Genomic DNA, 12,493 nt, shown 5'->3' with positions numbered 1-12,493 from the left:
CGGGCGGGCATGGAATGGGGGACGAGGGACGATCCGCGTCCCGTCAGGGAGGGACCCCATGGCCGATTCCCCCATCACCACCGAGACCGCGGCGCAGGCCCCGCGCGAGCGGACGCACCTGCCGGTCCTCGGCGCCTGCGGCTGCGGCTCGGGCTGCGGCTGCGGCTGCCAGTCGGGCGCGCCGTGCCAGTGCGGCGGCTGCTCGGGCTGAGGCCTACGGGCCGGGGGAGGGGCTCCCGGGAGCCCCTCCCCTCGCCCTCTCCCCCTCATCACAGCTCCAGCACGCCGACGACCTGCCCGCCGCTCTCCTCCCCCGTGGTACGGAACCCGAGCCGGCGGTAGAACGCGCCGGGCCCGTCCTCGTCGGGCTCCCAGGTCACGTACATCCGTCCGGCTCCCCTGCGGCGCAGCTCCTCGGCGACGGCGTCGACGGCGAAGCGCCCGTACCCCTCGCCCTGCACGTCGGCGGCGATGTTCAGGCGCCACAGCCCGCTGCGCCGGTCTCCGGGGTCCTTCTCCTCGTCCCAGACGATGTCGAGGAAGGCCATGAGGAAGCCGACGGGCCGGTCGCCGTCGAAGACCAGGCGGGGCCAGGCGGTCTCCCCGTGGACGTACGCCTCGGCCAGCGACGTCACGACGGGCGCGACGTTCTTCTCCTGATGGGGGTGGACCCGCAGGGCGAGGGCGGCGTCCAGGGTGGCGGGGGTGACCGGCTCCAGGCGTGGTGATCGTGGCATGGACAGGACGGTAGCGACGGCCCGCCCCGGCCCACCTCGAATTACCGCCGGTCACCCCCTGGGCAGGCCGCCCCTCGGCCCGCCAGAATTGCGGCCATGCCCTCCGCGCGAGCGACCCTCCTCACGGCGGCAGCGGCCGGTGCCGCCGCCCTGCTGCTCACGGGCTGCGCGACGACCCCGGCCGGCCTCGCGGGCGTCTCGGTGGCGGAGGACGGCACCCCGCTCGGCGTCCTCCTGATGTGCCACGACCACGTGGACGGGGCGATGCTCTACCCCGACGACGTGCCGAAGGAGTCCCGGGAGATCACCGGCGACTGGCGCCACGACGGCCCGGTCACCGGCTTCACCTCCTGGCCCCTGATGCAGACCGCGGGCGCCCCCGAGGCGGAGCGCTGGACCCCGGAGACCCGGACCGCCCGCCTGGAGAAGGGCCGCAGCTACCGCCTCGCCGGCTGGACCGAGGACGGCTCCTGGTCGGCCACCCCGGTGAGCTTCACGCCGGAGGACCTGGCCCGCCTGAAGCCCGGCCAGGTCCGCTACACCCTCGACGACGAGATCCGCGTCTCCTCCCTCGACGACTTCCGCGACCGCGCCTGCGACGAGGCCGCGGGCGGCACCCAGCAACACTGACCCGCCGCCTTCACCCGTACGGCGCTTCGCGGCCGCCCCGGGGGCCCGTTCCCCGCCCCCGCCGTCCCCCGTCCCCGCCGATGCCCGGCCCTTGCGGCCGCACTCCTCCCCCCGCCTCTATTCTGAACGCGTTCAGTCGGAGTCGGGGGCGGACGCGAGGCGAGGGGGCGGGGGCGGTGCGGATGACTCGGACGGCCTTCCCAGGAAGGCGAGGGGCCGCGACGGCCACCATGCTCGCCCGGGCGTGTACGGGCTGCGCGCACGCCGGCGGCGAGGGAGCCCTCGCGGGGAGCTGGAGCGACGCGGGCCCAGCGGCCGGCTACTTCTTCTTCGCCTTGCGCTTCTGGACCTCGTAGGAGGACCACTCGCCGCGGTGACGGTCACACCGGGACGCTCCGATCATGGCCAGGCGCTGACACCGGGTCCCCTTCTGCGTGAGCGCTCCGCACGTGGACTGCGTTCGAGCCACTACTCCCCCTGGTGCCATCGGACGGACAGACCAGCAGAGTGTGTCGAGCGCTCCTGGCTCCGCGGAAGGCGCATGCGGGTGCATGCCCCCTGTCCGCAGGGGCGTGGGGGCGCACAACAGCTGAGAACACCTCTTTAGGAGTTCGATCCGGGCCCGCTGCGGCGGCTTCCGTCGACTGTGCGACGGCTGGGCAGAGGCGCTGGTGTACGCACCCGTCCAGCGTCGTTGATGTCAGCCGCTGACATCAGCCCCGCACACGGTCTTCGCAGGGTGCGGCGCTGTTGGGTGAGGGGGGCCGCCCCTGGCGTGGCGGAGGATGGTGCTCATGTGCGCTCTCTTCGACCCCCCTGAGCCTCGCCGCGTCTCGCCGGGCGAGTACCCGGTGTGGGACCAGGCTCTCGCCCTTCTGAACCGGGACCTGGCGGTGACGCTTCCCCAGCTGGAACCCCTGCGGCTGCTGGCCCTTCCGTCCTACGACGCGGAGGAGCCGGAGAACGTCTACGTCGCCATGGCCAACGGCGAGTGGCAGGGCAACCACTTGGACCCGGACTCACAGGACAGCCTTGCCTCCGCACTGGCGAGCGTCGCCGATGCCGCGCAGGAGACCGTCATGGAGCTTCTGTGGCAGGTGTGGCCCCTGTGTCCCGAACACGGCCTGGGCATGCATCCGAGGGAGGACGCGGAAGAGCGACCGTCCTGGTGGTGCGCGGGCGAACGGTTGCGTCGCGGCCCGGCTCACATCCACGCGGCCGTGGGTGCACTCGACGCTGTGGGAGCGTCGATCCGTACACGGTCTTGAAAACCGTCGTGGCACGAGCGCCGTGGGTTCGAATCCCCCACCCGCCGCGCAGACGGACGGCCCCTGACCAGTTAGATCGGTCAGGGGCCGCCTTGATGAGGCAGAGAAACCTGTGACAGGCCCTCCGCCTCTGACGCCGCGGGTGTACGCCCACCTCGTGCCGAGCAGCCGGGGGCGCACGCGAAAAGCCGTGGCCGGCGTCTTCGAGGGTGTCTACGCTCCCCGTCACCGAGGAACCGAGGAACCGGGGGACGTGATGGACGACGGGGACGAGACCGTGTACGTCACCTTGATCTGCGATGAGCGGGCCTACGACGTCGCGCTCCTCGACTGCGGGCCGCGCGAGATGGACGTGGTCCAGGCCGTACGTCGGCTGACGGGGCTCAGCCTCTGGCACAGCCGGGTGCTCACGCGGCAGGCTCCCGTCACCGTCATGAAGTCCTGGCCCCAGGACGACGCCGACGATGCCGTCACCGCGCTGCGAAGCGCCGGCGCCCAGGCCGAAGCCAGAGAGGAACCGAAGTCCGGCGAGAGCACGGCCCCGCCCCCCTGACGGGCCCACAGGCGGCCCGAGCCCACGAAGAAGCCCCCTCCCTACGGAGAAACCGCAGGGAGGGGGCTCTTTCGCAAGGAGTGACTACTTCTTGCCCTGGTTCTTGACGGCCTCGATGGCGGCCGCGGCGGCCTCCGGGTCGAGGTAGGTGCCGCCGGGGTTGAGGGGCTTGAAGTTCTCGTCGAGCTCGTACGAGAGGGGGATGCCGGTGGGGATGTTGAGGCCCGCGATGTCGGCGTCGGAGATGCCGTCGAGGTGCTTCACCAGGGCGCGGAGGCTGTTGCCGTGGGCGGCGACCAGGACGGTGCGGCCGGCGAGGAGGTCCGGGACGATGCCGTCGTACCAGTACGGGAGCATGCGCTCCACGACGTCCTTGAGGCACTCGGTCTGCGGGCGCAGCTCCGGCGGGATGGTGGCGTAGCGGGCGTCGCCGGCCTGGGAGTACTCGGCGTCGTCGGCGAGCGGCGGCGGCGGGGTGTCGTACGAGCGGCGCCAGAGCATGAACTGCTCCTCGCCGAACTCGGCGAGGGTCTGGGCCTTGTCCTTGCCCTGGAGGGCGCCGTAGTGACGCTCGTTCAGGCGCCAGGAGCGGTGCACCGGGATCCAGTGACGGTCCGCGGACTCCAGCGCGAGCTGGGCGGTGCGGATGGCGCGCTTCTGGAGGGAGGTGTGCAGCACGTCGGGGAGCAGGCCGGCGTCCTTGAGCAGCTCGCCGCCGCGCGTCGCCTCCTTCTCGCCCTTCGCGGTGAGGTTCACGTCCACCCATCCGGTGAACAGATTTTTCTCGTTCCACTCGCTCTCGCCGTGGCGGAGGAGGATCAGCTTGTACGGTGCGTCGGCCATGCGCACGAGCCTAATGGACCGCTGACGATTGACGCGCGTCGTCAATTCGCTGGCGTCCGCCTGCCGAGATGCGTAAGTTTCGAGAACTGTTGGAGGGTCTTACAGTACGCGGGGGGAGCACCTCACATGTCCATCGAATCGCTCAGACGGTCGGCGCACGCCACCGTCTCCGGCCTTCCGCAGGGCTTCTGGTGGCTCTGGCTGTCGACCCTGGTCAACAGGACCGGGGCCTTCGTCCTCACCTTCCTCTCGTACTACCTGACCGTCGAGCTCGGGTACTCCGCCTGGTTCGCCGGTCTCGTCGTCGCCCTCCACGGCCTCGGCGGCGTCGCCGGCTCCCCGCTCGGCGGCATGCTGACCGACCGCTGGGGCCGCCGGCCCACCATGATCACCATGCACCTGGGGGCCGCCGCCTGCGCCGCCGCGCTCGCCTTCGTCACCAGCGCCTGGGGCGTGGCCGCCGTCGTGCTGCTCATGGGCGTCGCCATGCAGGCCGTCCGCCCCTCCATCAACGCGACGATCGCCGACATGGTCCCGGCCGACGACGTGCGCCGCGCCTACGCCCTCAACTACTGGGCGCTCAACCTCGGCTTCGCCGTCGCCTCGATCGCGGGCGGCGCCGCCGCCTTCCTCGGCTACCGCACCCTCTTCCTCGTCGACGCCGTCGCCACCACCCTCTGCGCCGTGATCGTCTTCCTGCGGCTGCCGGAGACCCGGCCGGAGCGGACCGCGGGGAAGACGGCCGGGCGGAGCGGGGCCGCGGAGAAGGTGTCGATGCTCGACGTGCTGCGCGACGCGCCCTTCCGGACGCTCGTGCTGCTCAACCTGCTGGTCTGCCTGGTCTTCACCGCGCCCTGGATCGGCCTGCCGCTGACCATGGCCGAGCAGGGCCTGCCCCCGTCCTCGTACGGCCTGGTCATCGCCGTCAACGGCGTCGTGATCGTCGGCTTCCAGCTGCTGGTCAACAAGGTGACCGAGCGGCGCTCGCCGGTCGTCCTGCTCACCGTCTCCTCGCTGCTCTTCGCCGTCGGCACCGGCGCCACCGCGCTGGCCGGCTCGTCCGTCGCCTTCGCCGCCACGGTCGTCGTGTGGACGGTCGGCGAGATGGTGCACGTGCCGACGAACGCCGCCGCCACCGCCCGGCTCGCCCCGGAGCACGCCCGCGGCCGCTACCAGGGCGTGATGGGCATGTCGTGGGCCGTCGCCGGTTTCGTCGCGCCGATCCTGGCCGGCGCGATCGTCGACGGGCCGGGCTCGGACGTCCTGTGGGCCGGAACCTTCGGCGTCGGCGTCCTCGCCGCCGTCGGCTACACGCTGCGGCTGCGGAAGGCGCTGGCCGAGGAGGAGACCGTCAGTCCCGTTCCGGCGGAGCCGGAGCCGAAGGAGCCGGAGCAGAGGCGGAAGCGGCCGACTCCCGCGTCAGGTTCCTGAACGCGTCGAGGTTCCGCGTCGACTCGCCCCGGGAGACCCGCCAGGCGTACTCCCGGCGGATGGCCGACGCGAAGCCGAGTTCGAGCAGCGTGTTGAAGTCGCCGTCCGCCGCCTCCAGGACCGAGCCGAGCAGCCGGTCCAGCTCCTCCGGCGTGACGGCGGCCAGCGGGAGCTTGCCGGCGAGGTAGATGTCGCCGAGCGGGTCGATCGCGTACCCCACCCCGTACAGCCTGAGGTTCCGTTCGAGGAGCCAGCGGTGGACGCCGGCCTCGTTCTCGTCCGGGTGGCGGACGACGAAGGCGTTGAGGGAGAGGGAGTGGCGGCCCAGGCGCAGCGACAGCGTGGTGAACAGCTTGCGGGTGCCGGGGAGCTTGACCACGTACGAACCGGGCGCGGGGCTCTCCCACTCCAGCTCCGCCTCGGTGAGGGTGTCCTCGACGGCCCGCCGGGCCTCGGCCTGCCGTGCGTCGGTCCGCCGGGGCTCGGCCCGCTGCGCGTCGGTCTTCCGGGGCTCGGTCTGCCGTGCGTCGGTCTTCCGGGGCTCGGTCTGCCGTGCGTCCTGAGCGTCAGCCATGGTGGGAGCGTACGCGACGGTGGTGCGCGCGCTGGCGGTGGTCGTGCATGGCGGCCGTGTACACGTCGGCGGTGCCCGACGCGGCCGTGTCCCAGCCGAAGGAGCCGGCGTGCCGCGCCGCCGCCTCGCCCATCCGGACCGTGAGGCCCGGGTCGGCGGCGAAACGGTCCAGCACCCGGGCGTACTCCGCCGGGTCGTGGCCCCGCACCAGGAAGCCGGTCCGCTCGTCCCGCACGGCGACTGGCAGGCCGCCCACCGCGGCCGCGACAACCGGGGTGCCGGCCGCCTGCGCCTCTATCGCGACCAGGCCGAAGGACTCGCTGTACGAGGGCATGACGAGGACGGACGCGGCCCGGAACCAGTCCGCGAGCCGCTCCTGGCCCACCGGCGGGTGGAAGCGGACGAGGTCCGCGATGCCGAGGCGGGCGGCGAGCTTCTGGAGCTGCTCGGGCTTGGCGAGGCCGCTGCCGCTGGGGCCGCCGACGACCGGCACCACCATGCGGGAGCGCAGCGAGGGGTCCCGGTCCACCATCAGGGCGGCGGCGCGCAGCAGGATGTCGGGGGCCTTGAGGGGCTGGATCCGGCCGGCGAAGACCGGCACGAAGGCGTCCTCCGGCAGGCCGAGGCGGGCACGGGCGGCGGCACGGCCGTCGGCCGGCCGGAAGCGGTCGAGGTTGACCCCGGGGTGGACGACCGCGATCTTGCCGGGGTCCGCGTCGTAGAAGCGGGCCAGCTCGTCGGCCTCCTCGGTGGTGTTGGCGATCAGCCGGTCGGCGGCGGCGACGATCTGGGTCTCGCCGATGACCCGCGCGGCCGGCTCGGGGGTGTCGCCCTCGGCGAGCGCCGCGTTCTTGACCTTGGCCATGGTGTGCATGGCGTGCACGAGCGGGACGCCCCACCGCTCGGCGGCGAGCCAGCCGACGTGGCCGGAGAGCCAGTAGTGCGAGTGGACCAGGTCGTAGTGGCCGGGGCGGTGACCCGCCCACGCCTGCATCACGCCGTGCGTGAAGGCGCAGAGCTGGGCCGGCAGCTCCTCCTTGGCGAGGCCCTCGTACGGGCCGGCGTCGACGTGCCGCACCAGGACGCCGGGTGCCAGCTCGACCACCGGGGGGAGGCCACCGGTGGTGGCGCGGGTGAAGATCTCGACCTCGATGTCGATGGCGGCGAGCCGCCTGGCGAGCTCGACGATGTAGACGTTCATGCCGCCCGCGTCGCCGGTGCCCGGCTGGTGGAGCGGGGAGGTGTGCACGGAGAGCATGGCCACCCGGCGGGGGGTCCGGGGGCGGCCCGGAAGCCGGAGCCGGGAGGCCGCTGCCGGGTGCCGGTGCCGGGTGCCGGCGAACCGGGACACGTACTGGCTCACGTCGGCGGTCCTTCCGCGAGAGGGGCCTGGCGTGCGGACATGACAGGCGGAGGGCGCGGTCCACGTCCTCCGCCCCGCACAACGCCGGAACGACCTCCTTCATTTCCGCCCTTTCCGTCACGTCCGGCGTTTTGCCAATTCATTACCCGAAGGACGGCCGGGGTTACGCGGACGGACGCGGACGGTTACGCGAAGCGTGCCGGGAGCGGGAGCGGGGCGGGTGCCGGGCCGGGCCTGGGCGGGGGGCCGCCGCCGGGGCCGGGGCGGGGCGGAGGCCGGTGCCGGGGCCGGCCCGGGGCGGGGCCCCGGGCCGAGGCGGGGCCGGAGGCCGCTTCCCGGCCCTCCCAGGGCCGGGGGCCGCCCCCGGGAGGGCCAGGACCGGAGACCCCGGCAGGCCGGGACCGGGGCGGGCCACTCCCCGGGCGGGCCGGGCCTGGGGCCGCTCCCCGAGGCGGGACGGGACCGAGGCGGGCCCGGACCGAGGCGGGGTCGCTCCCCCGGCAGGCCGGGGCCTGGGCGGGGTCGGAGGCCGCTTCCCGGCCCTCCCAGGGCCTGGGGGCCGCCCCCTGGGCGGGCCGGGACTGGGGCCGCTCCCCCAGGCGGCCCGGGGCCGGGGCAGGGGCCGCTCCCCGGGCAGGGCCGGACCGAGCCGGGGGCCGCTCGCCGGGCCCCGCTCCGTATCCTCGTCCCATGGCCCCGCGCACCACCCGCCCCGTCGGCACCCCGACCCGCGGGACCACCAACCCCAACCGGCTGCGCCGCATGGACCGCTGGATCGCCGCCGTCCACGGGCCGGCCCTGCGCCGCTCCCCCGAGCCGCCCGTCGCCGTCGACCTCGGGTACGGCGCCGCCCCCTGGACCGCCGTGGAGCTGCTCGCGCGGCTGCGCACCGCCGAGCCCCGCACCCTGCTGTACGGGATCGAGATCGAGCCGGCCCGGGTCGAGGCCGCGAGGCCGTACGAGGACCGGCACGAGGGCCTGCGCTTCGTGCACGGCGGCTTCGAGGTGCCGGTGCCCGGGGCGCCCGCGCTGATCCGGGCCGCGAACGTGCTGCGCCAGTACGACGAGGAGCAGGTCGCGGCGGTGTGGGAGCGGCTGTGCGGGCGGCTCGCGCCGGGCGGCCTGCTGGTCGAGGGGACCTGCGACGAGATCGGGCGCCGGCACGTGTGGGTGGCGCTCGACCGGGGCGGGCCCCGCACGGTCACCCTCGCGACCCGGCTCGGCTCCCTCGACCGCCCCTCGGACCTGGCCGAACGCCTCCCGAAGGCGCTGATCCACCGCAATGTGCCGGGCGAGCCGGTCCACGCCTTCCTGCGGGACTTCGACCGGGCCTGGGCGGCGGCGGCGCCGTACGCCTCCCTGGGCGCCCGGCAGCGCTGGATCCGCGCCGTCCGGGACCTGGCGGCGGACTGGCCGGTCACGGACGGCCCGAAGCGCTGGCGGCAGGGCGAGGTCACGGTCCGCTGGGACGCGCTGGCGCCCCGCGCCTAGCCGGGCGGCCGGGCGGCCGACCAGGGAGGCAGGCGGCCGGACGGGCGGGCGCGGGGCGCGCGGGCCCTTCGGATCATGAGGCCCGGACGGGGAACGTCAGCCGGTTCCCGGGCGTCACTCTGGTGGGGTACCTGTCGTTTTCCGGATTCACGTGGCACTATCGCCAGGACCACACAAGTTACTGACGGTAAATCAGAAAGCGGCCCAGGGGGGACACCCGGGCCGTGAGGGGGAGCCAGTGAACCGACGACGCCGACGTCCGTACGCCGCCGCCACGGTCACCGTGGCCTGCGCCCTGGCCGTCCTGGCCACCCCGGCGCTCACCCTCCAGGCCGCCGCCGCCCCGCTCCCCCCGCCGCCGCCCGCGCCGAAGAAGACCCTCGAAGAGGTCCGGACGGAGATCGAGGAGCTCTACCACCAGGCGGCCGCCGCCACCGACGCGTACAACCTCGCCGAGGAGCGCACCGCGACCCAGTCCGCCGAGATCGTCCGGCTCGCCCGCATGATCGAGGGCGGCCGCGAGCGGATCGACACCCTCAAGGCCGAGGCCGGCGCCGCCGCCCGCGCCCAGTACCGCAGCGGCGGCATCCCCCGGAGCGCCCAGCTCGCCCTCGCCGGCGACCCGCAGCTCTACCTCGACACGGCCGGCCGGCTCCGCGAGAGCGCCAAGGCCACCACCGACCTCCTCGGCGAACTCACCCGTGCCCAGGCCGAGCTGGACACCTACGCCTCCGAGGCCGGCGACAACTGGACCAAGCTGGAGGCCGACCGCGTCCGGCAGGCCGCCGCGAAGAAGGAGATCAACGAGAAGATCGCCGCCGCGAAGAAGCTGGAGAGCGAGCTCGCCGCCGAGGAGCGTGAGCGGCTGCGCCGCCTGGAGGAGCAGGCCCGGCAGCGGGCCCAGACCAAGTGGCTGGACACCGGCATCCTCGACGAGCTCGGCGCCGACTCCACCGCCGAGGGCCGCAAGGCGGTCGAGGCCGCCCTCGCGCAGGTCGGCAAGCCGTACGTGTGGGGCGCCGAGGGCCCCGACTCCTTCGACTGCTCCGGCCTCACCCAGTCCGCCTGGGCCGCCGCCGGCGAGCGCATCCCGCGCACCTCGCAGGAGCAGTGGCGGCTGCTCCCCCGCGTGCAGCCGAAGGACATGCGCCCCGGCGACCTGATCGTCTACTACAAGGACGCCAGCCACATCGGCATGTACATCGGCGACGGGAAGATGGTCCACGCCCCCCGGCCCGGCCGGGACGTGACCGTGGCCGGCGCCGGCTCGATGGAGATCCTCGGCATCGTCCGCCCGTCCTGACGTCCGGCCCCGTCCCCCGGCCCACAGCGCGGCCCGGCGCCCACCCGGCGCGCGGCCCGGCACCCGCCCGACGCGCGGCCGGGCCCGAGTGACCTTTCTCATGGGTCCCGGGCCCGCCCGCGCCCGATCGGAGCGCAACTACCTCCCCTTCCGCGGCATATGCCAAGGAAGACCCCGGCGCCCGCGGAGTGATCGCCATTCCGCCGGGCGCCGCACTGCCGCTATGGTCCCGGACGGGCGGGACGCCACCCGGCGCCCGGCGCACCCTCGGGGGAGGGAAGGAAACCCGGACCGATGCCCGTATCCGTACCGCGCCAGAGAATCGTCTCTGCTGCGGGGCCATGCGACACCGCCGCCATGGACGCCACCGCCGCGACCGACGCGGGGGCCGGCACCGTCACAGGAGCCGGCACACCCGCCACGGGAGCCGGCACAGGCGCAGGAACCAGCACGACCACAGGCACAGGAACCGACCGCGACCGCACCGACCTCACCCTCCTGGTCGTCGAGGACGACCCGGCGGGTGCCCTCGCCGTACCCGAACTGCTCGACGCCGTCGGCGCCGCGGGCACCCGCATCCGCATCCGCACCGCCCGCAACCTCACCGAGGCCGAGCGGCTCCTCACCGACGACGTGCACTGCGTGCTCGTCGACCTCTCGCTGCCCGTGCCCCGGGGCGCGGCCGACGAGGACCCGCTCGCCCCGCTGCGGCACATCCTGCGCCTCGCGCCCCGGCACGCCGTCCTGGCCCTCGCCCCCTCCGCGGACGCGGGGCTCGCCGCCGAGGCGGTGCGCGTCGGGGCCCAGGACCACCTCTTCCGCGAGGAGCTCGACGGCCGGCTCCTCAGCCGCGCCATCCGGTACGCGGTCGAGCGCAAGCGCAACGACGCCGCCAAGGTGAAGCTCGCCGAGTCCCGGCTGCGCGCCCAGGAGAACGCCCGCCTGGAGCGCGGCCTGCTGCCCACCCCGCTCCTGGAGGGCTCCGACCTCCGCTTCGCCGCCAGCTACCGGCCCGGCCGCTCGCGCGCGCTGCTCGGCGGCGACTTCTACGACGTCGTCCGCACCCCGGACGGCACCGTCCACGCCATGATCGGCGACGTCTGCGGCCACGGCCCCGACGAGGCCGCCCTCGGCGTCGAGCTGCGGATCGCCTGGCGCGCCCTGACCTTCGCCGGGCTCTGCGGCGACGAGCTGCTCTCCACCCTCCAGCAGGTCCTGGAGCACGAGCGGGAGAGCGAGGAGATCTTCGCGACCCTCTGCACGGTCGACATCGCGCCCGACGGCCGCCGCGCCGGGCTCTGCCTGGCCGGCCACCCGGCGCCGCTGGTCGCCCAGCACGGCGGGACGGCGCGGCTGCTGCCGTACGAGGACGGGGGCCCGGCCCTGGGCCTGCTGCCGCGCGCCCGCTGGCCGCGCCGCCAGGTCGAGCTGGGCGGCGCGTGGAGCCTGCTGCTCTACACCGACGGCCTGATCGAAGGACGGACCGCGGGACCGGGTTCGCCGCGGCTCGGGCAGGACGGCATGGTCGGCATGATCAACCGGCAGCTGGCCGGGGGCCTGCGCGGCGAGGCGCTCCTGGAGGCGGCGATGGCGGAGGCCCGCACGCTCAACGGCGGCGAGCTGACCGACGACGTGGCCCTGCTGGCCCTGGAACGCGGCGGGGCCCGGGGGTGAGTCCCCCGGGCCCCGCGCCCGACGCCATGACGGCCACCGGCCGCCGTACGTGACGGCCACCGGTAGCCATCACACGTGACGGCTACCGGCCGCCGTTGTAGGGGCCGTACGGGCCGTCGCTGCTGGAGCCGCCGCGGCGGCCCCCGCCTCCGCCGCCCATGACCTGCTTGAGGGCCGGGCGGACGTCCACCATGAACACGATGGCGGCGATCAGGCCCGCGATGAGGAGGAAGAAGAGGCCGGGGAGGAAGAGGTTCAGGGCGAGGTTGACCCCGAGGAGGATCAGCCAGAACTTCTTCGTCTGCTTGTCCGCGGCCCGGTACGCGTCCTCCCTGACCATCGCCGCGATGACGAACGAGGCGATGGCGAAACCGGTGAAGACCAGGAACATCAGCAGGTTGAGGGTGTTGTCGAACCGGTCCATCAGCATGCTGAACACCGCCTAGGGGTCATGGGGTACGTACGCGCCTCGCGGTCAAGGTACCCGTTCCCACGCGTCGGACCCCAGGAATGGTGCCCGGATCCGCTATTCGGCGGTCACGTCCGCCTTGGCGGCGGCCGCCTTCTTGGCGGGGGCCTTGCGGGTGGAGGCCTTGCGGGCCGCGGGCTTGGGCGCGGCCTCGGTC

Annotated in this window: 13 protein-coding genes; 8 read left to right on the top strand and 5 right to left on the bottom strand. The window is 74.3% G+C overall.

The genetic code is table 11. The features are described 5' to 3' along the window. Positions 1-58 precede the first annotated feature (58 nt). Positions 59-211, top strand: coding sequence for a hypothetical protein (locus IE245_RS24010; protein WP_189950979.1), 153 nt, complete (start codon positions 59-61; stop codon positions 209-211). Between the two features lie 58 nt (positions 212-269). Here the strand turns inward: IE245_RS24010 and IE245_RS24005 are convergent, their stop codons facing one another. Beyond that, complete coding sequence (locus tag IE245_RS24005) at positions 270-737, bottom strand: GNAT family N-acetyltransferase (protein WP_189950977.1); 468 nt, start codon at positions 735-737, stop codon at positions 270-272. 96 nt (positions 738-833) lie between these two features. Here IE245_RS24005 and IE245_RS24000 point away from each other — a divergent pair, with 96 nt between their 5' ends. The 3 genes from IE245_RS24000 to IE245_RS23990 all read left to right on the top strand — a co-directional run bounded on the left by IE245_RS24000 (position 834) and on the right by IE245_RS23990 (position 3,188). Next, entirely contained in the window at positions 834-1,367 is a 534-nt protein-coding gene (locus IE245_RS24000; RefSeq protein WP_189950975.1) for a hypothetical protein, read from the top strand. 794 nt (positions 1,368-2,161) lie between these two features. Beyond that, on the top strand, positions 2,162-2,635 hold the full coding sequence (locus IE245_RS23995; RefSeq protein ID WP_189950973.1) for a hypothetical protein: 474 nt from the start codon (positions 2,162-2,164) through the stop codon (positions 2,633-2,635). Positions 2,636-2,891: 256 nt separating this feature from the next. Continuing rightward, a complete protein-coding gene (locus IE245_RS23990) occupies positions 2,892-3,188 on the top strand; it encodes a ribosomal protein L7/L12 (RefSeq protein WP_189951138.1) in 297 nt (98 codons plus the stop codon). A gap of 84 nt (positions 3,189-3,272) precedes the next feature. On the opposite strand, the gene IE245_RS23985 is transcribed toward IE245_RS23990, so the two are convergent. After that, a complete protein-coding gene (locus IE245_RS23985; protein WP_189950971.1) occupies positions 3,273-4,031 on the bottom strand; it encodes a phosphoglyceromutase in 759 nt (252 codons plus the stop codon). A gap of 126 nt (positions 4,032-4,157) precedes the next feature. On the opposite strand from IE245_RS23985, the gene IE245_RS23980 reads away from it, so the two are divergent. After that, positions 4,158-5,462, top strand: a complete 1,305-nt coding sequence (locus IE245_RS23980) for an MDR family MFS transporter (RefSeq protein WP_189950969.1) — start codon at positions 4,158-4,160, stop codon at positions 5,460-5,462. On the opposite strand, the gene IE245_RS23975 is transcribed toward IE245_RS23980, so the two are convergent. Both IE245_RS23975 and mshA read right to left on the bottom strand, forming a co-directional pair. Continuing rightward, a complete protein-coding gene (locus tag IE245_RS23975; protein ID WP_268256584.1) occupies positions 5,383-6,036 on the bottom strand; it encodes a type III secretion system chaperone family protein in 654 nt (217 codons plus the stop codon). The genes IE245_RS23980 and IE245_RS23975 overlap by 80 nt on opposite strands. Beyond that, positions 6,029-7,399, bottom strand: a complete 1,371-nt coding sequence (gene mshA, locus IE245_RS23970) for a D-inositol-3-phosphate glycosyltransferase (protein ID WP_189950967.1) — start codon at positions 7,397-7,399, stop codon at positions 6,029-6,031. Before mshA ends, IE245_RS23975 begins: the two co-directional genes overlap by 8 nt. A gap of 690 nt (positions 7,400-8,089) precedes the next feature. On the opposite strand from mshA, the gene IE245_RS23965 reads away from it, so the two are divergent. From IE245_RS23965 to IE245_RS23955, 3 genes are all read left to right on the top strand, one after another. Then, complete coding sequence (locus tag IE245_RS23965) at positions 8,090-8,890, top strand: class I SAM-dependent methyltransferase (protein ID WP_189950966.1); 801 nt, start codon at positions 8,090-8,092, stop codon at positions 8,888-8,890. Between the two features lie 238 nt (positions 8,891-9,128). Beyond that, positions 9,129-10,193 carry a C40 family peptidase gene (locus tag IE245_RS23960; protein ID WP_189950964.1) on the top strand — a complete coding sequence of 355 codons (1,065 nt, stop codon included), beginning with the start codon at positions 9,129-9,131 and terminating at the stop codon, positions 10,191-10,193. Between the two features lie 357 nt (positions 10,194-10,550). Then, on the top strand, positions 10,551-11,867 hold the full coding sequence (locus IE245_RS23955) for a PP2C family protein-serine/threonine phosphatase (RefSeq protein WP_373305388.1): 1,317 nt from the start codon (positions 10,551-10,553) through the stop codon (positions 11,865-11,867). Positions 11,868-11,949: 82 nt separating this feature from the next. Here IE245_RS23955 and IE245_RS23950 read toward each other — a convergent pair whose 3' ends face one another. Further along, the gene (locus IE245_RS23950; protein WP_189951134.1) at positions 11,950-12,297 is read right to left on the bottom strand and encodes a DUF2516 family protein; all 348 of its coding nucleotides are present in this window, start codon (positions 12,295-12,297) and stop codon (positions 11,950-11,952) included. Positions 12,298-12,493: the final 196 nt, after the last annotated feature.

This window comes from Streptomyces roseolus (genome assembly GCF_014649855.1).
In the GTDB taxonomy this organism is placed as follows: Bacteria; Actinomycetota; Actinomycetes; order Streptomycetales; family Streptomycetaceae; genus Streptomyces; species Streptomyces roseolus.
This window is presented reverse-complemented; position numbering and strand designations above follow the sequence as displayed.

Excerpts from the sequence above, each read along its gene's own strand:
- IE245_RS24010 (WP_189950979.1), top strand. The coding sequence starts at position 59 with ATGGCCGATTCCCCCATCACCACCGAGACCGCGGCGCAGGCCCCGCGC.
- IE245_RS24005 (WP_189950977.1), bottom strand. The coding sequence starts at position 737 with ATGCCACGATCACCACGCCTGGAGCCGGTCACCCCCGCCACCCTGGAC.
- IE245_RS24000 (WP_189950975.1), top strand. The coding sequence starts at position 834 with ATGCCCTCCGCGCGAGCGACCCTCCTCACGGCGGCAGCGGCCGGTGCC.
- IE245_RS23995 (WP_189950973.1), top strand. The coding sequence starts at position 2,162 with ATGTGCGCTCTCTTCGACCCCCCTGAGCCTCGCCGCGTCTCGCCGGGC.
- IE245_RS23990 (WP_189951138.1), top strand. The coding sequence starts at position 2,892 with ATGGACGACGGGGACGAGACCGTGTACGTCACCTTGATCTGCGATGAG.
- IE245_RS23985 (WP_189950971.1), bottom strand. The coding sequence starts at position 4,031 with ATGGCCGACGCACCGTACAAGCTGATCCTCCTCCGCCACGGCGAGAGC.
- IE245_RS23980 (WP_189950969.1), top strand. The coding sequence starts at position 4,158 with ATGTCCATCGAATCGCTCAGACGGTCGGCGCACGCCACCGTCTCCGGC.
- IE245_RS23975 (WP_268256584.1), bottom strand. The coding sequence starts at position 6,036 with ATGGCTGACGCTCAGGACGCACGGCAGACCGAGCCCCGGAAGACCGAC.
- IE245_RS23965 (WP_189950966.1), top strand. The coding sequence starts at position 8,090 with ATGGCCCCGCGCACCACCCGCCCCGTCGGCACCCCGACCCGCGGGACC.
- IE245_RS23955 (WP_373305388.1), top strand. The coding sequence starts at position 10,551 with ATGGACGCCACCGCCGCGACCGACGCGGGGGCCGGCACCGTCACAGGA.
- IE245_RS23950 (WP_189951134.1), bottom strand. The coding sequence starts at position 12,297 with ATGCTGATGGACCGGTTCGACAACACCCTCAACCTGCTGATGTTCCTG.